An 8,130-nucleotide genomic window follows, 5' to 3' on the forward strand; every position below is an offset into this window, starting at 1 on the left:
CACCCACCCCGGCCGGGGCGCCGGTGGCGACGCCGACGGTGGCGACGCGCCGGGCGACCGGGGAGGCGGCCCCGCGATGCCGGGCCGCGACGGCACGGGCACCGCGCTGACCTGGTGCCCCGAGGGCAGCGCGTACTACCGCGCGGTCACCGGCGCCGTGGACGTCGTCGTCACCGTCGCGGCCAGTGGCGCGATCAGGGCGGAGCTGGCGCTGCGCGGGTACGCCCCGCAGGCCCGGCAGACCACCGTGCGCGGTGCCGGGCCGCACACCTTCCACTTCGAAGGCGTCCCCCCGCGGCTCGTCGAGCGGGTCAAGGTCACCACGGTGTCGGTCGGGGTGACCATGACGTCCTGTTACGCGCGGCCCGCCTGACCCACCGGCACTCCACGGCCGCCGCGTGCCCTCAGGGTCGCACGGGCGGCCGGCGGACGTCCTCGACCGACACGTTGACCGCCGCGACCCGGATCCCGAGCATCACCCCGGTGACCCGCGCCACGTTCGCCTTGACCACCCGCGCCACCTCCATGATCACGCTTCCGTACTCGACCGCGATCGCGAGATCGAGGGTCACGTCGTCGTCGTGCCGGTGGAGCCGGACGCCGGTGGCGCCGCGTCCCGCCACGGGGTCGGCGTCCTCCGGCGGCCCGCCGAGCCGCCCGGCGAGCCGCGCGTCCGGGCCCGGACGCGCCGCCGGATCGGGCCGTCCGGTGAGCATGACGACCCCGCGCACCTCCAGCGCCGCCAGCGCGGCGATCTTCTCGATCACCTCGTCCTCGATCGTGATGCGGCCGTCCACGACCGGCGAGGCCGCGCCCGGTGCGACCGGGCCCGGGCGGTCCCGCGTTCCGTCCGGTGGCGTTCCCGGGAGCTCTCCGGCGCTCGCGGGGCCCGGCGGGACGCCCAAGTCGGGCGGGCTTTCACCGGCGGCTCTGCCGCCCTGGAGGGGCATCGCGGGCGTCACCGGCGCGTGCGGGGAGGGGACCCGAGGCGCCGCCGCCGGTGGGGGCGCCGGAGCGGAGAGCGGGACGACCGGGGGAGGCGCCGGAGCGAGCCGTCCGGGCGGGCTCGGGAAGAAGGGCACGGACCCGACCTCGCGGGGCGGCTCCCCGCCCTTCCCGGCGTGCCCCTTGTCGGGCTCGGTCATGATCGCTCCCCACGGGTCGGTTGAGGTGACCATGGTGTCGGAGCGACCCGTGGGACGTCGAGGAGGAGAGGAAAAGCGGGCGCGTCCGGGGACGCGCGGGGAGCCCCGTTACAGCCCCGCGGGCCCGGCTCTCTATGCTGCTGGTCAGGCCGTGGACAAAAGGAGAACGCCGCCTTGAGCGCAGAGCCGGACGACCCCGTGGTGCAGTCTGGGCGCGATGACGCGCCCGGGGAGGAGCGCGGGCCCCGCTTCGAGCAGGAGAGGGGCGCGGGCGTGCCCGACAGCTTCGGGCGGCTGTGGACTCCGCACCGGATGGCCTACATCAAGGGCGAGAACAAGCCGAGCGGCTCGGGCTCGGAGGACGGCTGTCCCTTCTGCGAGATCCCCGCGATGACCGACGAGGAGGGCCTGGTCGTGGCCCGCGGCGCCGCGGTGTACGCGGTGCTGAACCTCTACCCCTACAACTCCGGCCACCTGATGGTCGTCCCGTACCGGCACGTCGCCGACTACGCCGACCTCGACGAGCCCGAGTACCTGGAGCTGGCGGTGTTCACCCAGCGCTCGCTCGCGGCGCTGCGCAAGGCCAGCGGCGCGCAGGGCTTCAACGTCGGCATGAACCTCGGCCTGGTGGCGGGCGCCGGGATCGCCGCGCACCTGCACCAGCACGTCGTGCCCCGCTGGGGCGGCGACACCAACTTCATGCCGGTCGTCGGGCACACCAAGGTGCTTCCGCAGCTCCTGCGCGACACCCGGCGGCTGATCGCCGACGCCTGGCCGCACGACGCCTGAGCCGGCGGCATGATGGGCTCCATGACGCGACGAGAACGACCCGTGCTGGTCTACGACGGCGACTGCGGCTTCTGTACCACCTCCGTGCGGTTCCTGGAGCGCCGCGTGCCGGTCGACGCGACGATCGTCGCCTTCCAGTTCGCCGATCTCGGCGCGCTCGGCACCACGGCGGAGCGGGCCGAGCGCGAGGTGCTCTGGGTCGACCGCTCGGGGCGGGTCAGCGGCGGAGCGGAGGCCATCGGGCTGCTGCTGACGGACGCGGGCGGCGTGTGGCGCGTGCCCGGCGTCCTCCTGCGGACCGTGCCGGTGAGCTGGGCGGCCCGCGCGGTGTACCGGCTCGTGGCGAACAACCGGCACCGGATGCCCGGCGGGACCGCCGCCTGCATGCTGCCCGCCGCGGGCCGTCCCGGCGCGGCGGGGCCGGTCGTTCGCCAGGACTGACCGGCGGGACCGACCGGCAGGGCCGACCGATGGGAGACGGCCGTCCGGGCCCCGGGGACACCGAGGCCCGGTCCGTCTCCGCGCCGGGCGCCCGGCTCAGCCCGCCAGGGGACGCGGGGCGTCCGCCGCCGCGGCCTGCAGCGCCACGACGCGGCCGCGCAGCCGCTCGGGAAGCCGGTCGGTGAGCAGTTCCAGCGGCAGGAACGCCGCGAGCCAGATGGCGTGCGGCAGGAAGTGGATCGTCATCAGCGCGTAGGTGACGGCGTGGAAGCCCACGAAGAACGCCACCAGCAGGTACAGGGGCCGCCCGCGCAGGAACAGCAGCGCCGGGGAGGTCGCCTCCGCCGTGAGCATGATCCACTGGCTGATCTTCAGCGGCAGCGGGTAGCCGATGAACAGCCGCCCGAACCAGGTGCCGCGGCGGCTGAGCGCCCACTGCACGGTCGCGCCGTTCGGCCACGCGGGGAACCCGCCGATGCGGACCTTCGCCCAGGCCGACAGGAAGTAGGCCGACACGACCGATATCTGGATGCAGCGCGCCGACCACGCCGACGCCTCGCAGGTCCGCCGGTCGTCGATCCGGGCCCGTCCCACGCTCGGCAGCACGAAGAGCGCGACGACCAGGGCGAGATGGTCGTGATCGACCTTGCCGTAGGACATGCTGATGGTGACCCACCACAGGTAGCCGCACGCCGCGAGGTAACCCGTCAGCCGCGGCAGGAGCCGGCCGGTCGCGGCGACGAGGCCCGCCGCGATCGTCATCACCAGCAGCGGGTACATGGTGGCGGGCGTCGGGGCGGGCAGGTCCAGCCAGCGGGCCAGCCGGACCGGCTGGTACATGCTGGCGGGCATGCGCGCGTGCGCCAGCGAGCTGCGGGTCAGCAGGAGCATGTCGAACGGCAGGAAGCCGTACCCGAGGATCCGCAGCCAGGCGATCCTCGCCCTCGGCACCGGGCCGTACCACCAGTGGCCCCAGGGCGTGCGGCGCGGCGCGTCCGCGCGGGCGGCCACCGGGGCGGGCGGCGGTGCCTCGGGGGTCACGGCGGCGGTCACCGCACGTCCCAGACGACGCGGTTCGACTGGGTGACGGACACGGGCTTGCCATGCCGCAAGGTCTTGACCTGCTTCACGATGTAGATCCTGGTCAGTCTGGGCTCGGCGGGATGCAGCCGGTGCTGCCCGGCCGCGATGCCCTGCAGCAGGGACGGGTCGCGGATGAAGCGGCTCATCTGCCCCTCGATCTCACCGCGCTTCATGCCCGAGCCGCCGGCGTCCATGGACAGCTTCACATGCCGCCCGGCGGCGGTGTCGGCCTCCACCCAGTACGAGTGGATCTCGCCGCCGTCGTTCTTCACCGAGAACGCGAACTGGGTCATCGGCCCGAGCGGGAAGTCCTCGTCGGCCCCGTACGCGCTGGTGTAGAACAGCGTGCCGATGACCGCGGCGGCGATGAGGGAGCGCCAGAGCCTCGCCCGGGGACCGAGGAGGACGGCCGGATGCTGCTGCATCAGGCCAGCCTAGGGCCGGGCACGCCGGGAGGGTGCGTTGATCGGCGCGCCCGGTGCCCCCTTCGCGCCGCCGGCGGCCGCGGCGCGCAGCTGCGAGACGGTCACGAACTCGAAGCCCTTGCCGCGCAGCCCGCGGATGATCGCGGGCAGCTGCTGGACGGCGATCCGGCGGCTCGGCGCGCCGACGTCGTGGGCCAGCACGATGGTGCCCGGCCTGGTGTTGTCCACCACGGTCTCGACGAGCTCGGCGGGACGGCGGCCGAGCCGGTGGTCCTGCACCAGCAGCGACCACAGCGCCAGGTCGTAGCCGTGCTCGGCGGCGACGTGCAGCGTCGTCCCGCCGAGCCGTCCCCACGGCGGGCGCAGCAGCACCGGCTCCCGCCCGGTGATCTCCTTGATCGCGGTGTGCGTGCGGTGGATGGAGCGGAAGGCGTTGCGGTGGCTCATCCGGGACAGGTCGTCGTGCTTCCAGGTGTGGTTGCCGATCTCGTGGCGGCCGAGGCGCCCGTGGACGAGGCGCGCGGCCCGGACCAGGCGGCTGCCGACGACGAAGAACGTGGCGGGCACCTTCTCGGCGTCCAGCGTGTCCAGGACCTGCGGGGTCCACCGCTCCATCGGCCCGTCGTCGAAGGTGAGGGCGACCAGGCGCTGGGCGGTGTCGACGGCCCAGACGACGTCGACCTGCCGGCCGGGGGGCTGCCAGGAGTCCACCGAGGCCGCCGAGGCGGGCGCGGGCGGGTCCTTCTCCTGCCACGCCTCCTCGGCCACGACGCCGGCCCCCGCCGCGAGCACCCCGCCCGCGGCCAGCCCGAGTCCCTTGATCAGCCGGCGGCGCCCGGGCCCCTCGGTCCGCCGTTCGCTCCCCGCATCGCTCATAGCAGATCCAGAGTTCCACGCCGGTTTGTGAAGATCGTCCCCCTCCGGGGCGAACCCCGGCTCACACTCTGGGATGAGGGCCGGGTGACGAGAGGATGAATTCGGGCCCGGTACCGGTGCCGGTGCCGGGGCGGCGGGCGGCGCCGCGGGCCCGCCCGCGTCGTCTCCGTCCACCGCGCCGCCCCGGACACGCGCGCCCCGTCAGTCGCGTTCGGCGGCGGCGACCTTCTCCGCCAGATGGGACGGGAGGGGCTCGTAGCGCAGGAACACGCGGTTGAAGCTGCCCGTGCCCTGCGACAGCGACCGCAGGTCGATGGCGTACCGGACGATCTCGAGCTGCGGCACCTCCGCCCTGATCATGGAGCGGCCGCCCGGCACCGCCTCGGAGCCGAGCACGCGCCCGCGCCGGGAGGTCAGATCGGACATGACCGCGCCGACGTAGTCGTCGGCGATCAGCACCGACACCTCGTCCACCGGCTCCAGCAGCAGGATCGGCACCGAGCCGGCCGCGTCCTTGAGCGCCAGCGCCCCGGCGGCCTGGAACGCCATGTCGGAGGAGTCCACCGAGTGGGCCTTGCCGTCGTGCAGGACGACCTTGATGTCGACCAGCGGGTACCCGGCCGACACGCCGCGCGCCATCTGCTGCCGGACGCCCTTCTCCACCGAGGGGATGAACTGCCGCGGCACCACCCCGCCGACGATCTTGTCGACGAACTCGAAGCCCTCGCCGGACGGCAGCGGCTCCACGTCGATGTGGCAGATGCCGTACTGGCCGTGCCCGCCGCTCTGCTTGACGTGCCGGCCGAGCCCCTTGGCCGTCCCGCCGAACGTCTCGCGCAGCGGCACCCGCAGCTCGATCCGCTCGACCTCGACGCCGTACCGGGCCCGCAGCCGGTCGATCAGCACGTCGGTGTGCGCCTCGCCCATGCACCACAGCACGAGCTGGCGCGTCTCGGCGTTGTTCTCCAGCCGGAGGGTGGGGTCCTCGGCGACGAGGCGGGCCAGCGCCTGGCTGAGCTTGTCCTCGTCGGCCTTGGAGTGGGCGCGGATCGCGACCGGCAGCAGCGGGTCGGGCATCGACCAGGGGGCCATGAGCATGGGGGACGAGGGGTCGGAGAGGGTGTCGCCGGTCTCGGCGCGGGCGAGCTTGGCGACCGCGCAGATGTCGCCCGCGTGGCAGGAGGCGACGGTCCGCTGGGTCTTGCCGAGGGGGGAGGTGAGGGCCCCGACACGCTCGTCGACGTCGTGGTCCTCGTGCCCGCGGTCGGCCATGCCGTGTCCCGAGACGTGCACGACGGTGTCGGGGCGCAGCGTCCCCGAGAACACCCGGACCAGCGAGATCCGGCCGACGTAGGGGTCGGAGGTGGTCTTGACGACCTCCGCGACGAGGGGCCCCTCGGGATCGCAGCCGATCTCCCTCGGGGGGCCGCCCTGCACCGGCGTCACGGTCGGGATCCCGTGCTCCAGGGGGGAGGGGAACGCCTGGGCGATGAGCTCCAGCAGCTCCCGCATGCCGATCACCGGGCCGGGGTGGTCGCCGTGCGGCACCGAGGTGGCCAGCACCGGATAGAAACTGCCCCGCGCCACCGCGGTCTCCAGGTCCTCGATGAGCGCCTTGACGTCGATGTCCTCGCCGGACAGGTACCTGTCCATGAGGGTCTCGTCCTCGCTCTCCTGGATGATCCCCTCGATGAGCGAGGCCCGCTGGTCGGCGATCTGCTCCAGGTACCGCGGATCCGGGTCGCACTCGGCGCGCCGCCCGGAGGAGTAGTCGAGGCAGCGGCGGGTGAGCAGCCCGATGAGGCCGGTGAGCCCGTCGCCGCCGGTGACCGGGAAGTACAGCGGGAGCACGCCCTCGCCGAAGACGTCCTGGCAGGACAGGACCACGTCGTCGAAGTCGCCGCGCTGCTGGTCGACCTTGGTGATGACCACCGCGCGCGGCATGCCGACCGCCGCGCACTCCTCCCACAGCATCCGGGTCACGCCGTCGATCCCGTCCACCGCCGAGATCACGAACAGCGCCGCGTCGGCGGCCCGGAGCCCCGCCCGCAGGTCGCCCACGAAGTCGGCGTACCCGGGCGTGTCGATCAGGTTGATCTTGATGTCGCCGTGCGCGAGCGGCGCCAGCGCGAGGTTCACCGACCGCTGCTGGCGCATCTCGATCTCGTCGGAGTCGCCGACGGTCGTGCCGTCCTCGACCCGCCCCGCCCGCGGCACCGCACCCGCCGCCGCGAGCAGCGCCTCCACGAGCGTCGTCTTCCCAGCCCCCGAATGGCCGACCAGGGCGACGTTGCGCACGCCGTCGCACCCGCCGGCCTCCGGTGCCCTGCCGGGGGCTCCCGGGTGGCCTGCCTTGTCCGCCATGACTACCTCCTCGGACGGGCCTCCTCGCGGGGGCCCGCGTGCGGCTGGGGCCCGGCCCGGCGGGCCCGGCCCTGACGTCCGAGTGCGGCGTCCGGCCTCGTCCAACGCGCGTGACCGACGTCACACCCGTGTCAATACCCTTTCCCGCGGCGGGCAGGATCACAAGAGGTGAACGACAAACATCCGGCATCTCCCTCGGCGCGTGGGAGCCAAACCCCGCCTTGACCACGTATGGGCGGCACGCGCACTACGATGGGCCCGCCGCGGCAGCCCGCGGAGGGCCTTCACCCGACCTACGAGAACGGACGGCGATGCTCAACAAACTGAGGCCCGCGCTGGGGCGCGTCCTGACCCCCGTCGGACAGGCGGTCGCCCGGACCGGGGTCTCACCCAACGCCATCACCATCGTGGGCACCGCCGGCGTGGCCGCGGGCGCCCTCGTCCTCTTCCCGCGCGGGGAGTTCTTCTGGGGCACGATGGTCATCACGGCCTTCGTGCTGTTCGACATGCTGGACGGCGCGGTGGCCCGCGTCACCGGGAAGATCTCCAAGTTCGGCGCCTTCCTGGACTCCACCATGGACCGGGTCGCCGACGCCGCGATCTTCTCCGGGCTGATGATCGGCCTCTACCGGGACGGGCAGGAGCCGCTCGCCGGGGTCGCCCTGTACTGCCTGGTGTCCGGGGTCGTGGTCTCCTATGCCAAGGCCCGCGCCGAAGGACTCGGCTACACCTGCAACGTCGGCATCGCCGAGCGCGCCGAGCGCCTGATCGTCGCCCTGGTGGCCGCCGGGTTCGACGGGCTCGGGGTCCCCTACATCCTCGCGCTGGCCCTCTGGGTGCTGGCGGTGCTCAGCACGGTCACCGTCGGGCAGCGTTTCGCCACCGTCTACGCCCAGGCCAAGGCAGACGACGGCACCGGCCGGCCCCCCGGCTCTGCCACCGGCCGGCCCTCCGGCCCGGCGTCAGGCCGGGCAGCCGGGCCGGCGCCCGGCCCGGAGCGGGCCGAC

The 8,130-nt window shown here is 74.0% G+C and carries 9 protein-coding genes; 4 read left to right on the top strand and 5 right to left on the bottom strand.

The genetic code is table 11. From position 1 onward, the window contains the following. The coding region (locus E1291_RS42655) for a hypothetical protein (RefSeq protein WP_370771091.1) at positions 1-373 on the top strand (373 nt) is incomplete at its 5' end. 31 nt (positions 374-404) lie between these two features. On the opposite strand, the gene E1291_RS35845 is transcribed toward E1291_RS42655, so the two are convergent. Continuing rightward, a complete protein-coding gene (locus E1291_RS35845) occupies positions 405-1,145 on the bottom strand; it encodes an Asp23/Gls24 family envelope stress response protein (protein ID WP_131742502.1) in 741 nt (246 codons plus the stop codon). A gap of 198 nt (positions 1,146-1,343) precedes the next feature. Between E1291_RS35845 and E1291_RS35850 the strand changes: the two genes are divergently transcribed. Next, a complete protein-coding gene (locus E1291_RS35850; RefSeq protein WP_370771093.1) occupies positions 1,344-1,934 on the top strand; it encodes an HIT family protein in 591 nt (196 codons plus the stop codon). Positions 1,935-1,955: 21 nt separating this feature from the next. Then, positions 1,956-2,375, top strand: a complete 420-nt coding sequence (locus tag E1291_RS35855) for a thiol-disulfide oxidoreductase DCC family protein (protein ID WP_131742503.1) — start codon at positions 1,956-1,958, stop codon at positions 2,373-2,375. 96 nt (positions 2,376-2,471) lie between these two features. On the opposite strand, the gene E1291_RS35860 is transcribed toward E1291_RS35855, so the two are convergent. The 4 genes from E1291_RS35860 to E1291_RS35875 form a co-directional block, all read right to left on the bottom strand. After that, the gene (locus tag E1291_RS35860) at positions 2,472-3,428 is read right to left on the bottom strand and encodes an HTTM domain-containing protein (RefSeq protein WP_131742504.1); all 957 of its coding nucleotides are present in this window, start codon (positions 3,426-3,428) and stop codon (positions 2,472-2,474) included. Continuing rightward, positions 3,425-3,883, bottom strand: coding sequence for a hypothetical protein (locus E1291_RS35865; protein ID WP_131742505.1), 459 nt, complete (start codon positions 3,881-3,883; stop codon positions 3,425-3,427). Before E1291_RS35865 ends, E1291_RS35860 begins: the two co-directional genes overlap by 4 nt. 9 nt (positions 3,884-3,892) lie before the next feature. Next, the gene (locus E1291_RS35870) at positions 3,893-4,759 is read right to left on the bottom strand and encodes a polysaccharide deacetylase family protein (protein WP_131742506.1); all 867 of its coding nucleotides are present in this window, start codon (positions 4,757-4,759) and stop codon (positions 3,893-3,895) included. Positions 4,760-4,960: 201 nt separating this feature from the next. Further along, complete coding sequence (locus E1291_RS35875; protein WP_131742507.1) at positions 4,961-7,123, bottom strand: elongation factor G-like protein EF-G2; 2,163 nt, start codon at positions 7,121-7,123, stop codon at positions 4,961-4,963. 311 nt (positions 7,124-7,434) lie between these two features. On the opposite strand from E1291_RS35875, the gene pgsA reads away from it, so the two are divergent. Next, positions 7,435-8,130: phosphatidylinositol phosphate synthase (pgsA, locus tag E1291_RS35880; RefSeq protein ID WP_131742508.1), on the top strand; the 696-nt coding region annotated here is incomplete at its 3' end.

Source organism: Actinomadura roseirufa, assembly GCF_900659635.1.
In the GTDB taxonomy this organism is placed as follows: domain Bacteria; phylum Actinomycetota; class Actinomycetes; order Streptosporangiales; family Streptosporangiaceae; genus Spirillospora; species Spirillospora roseirufa.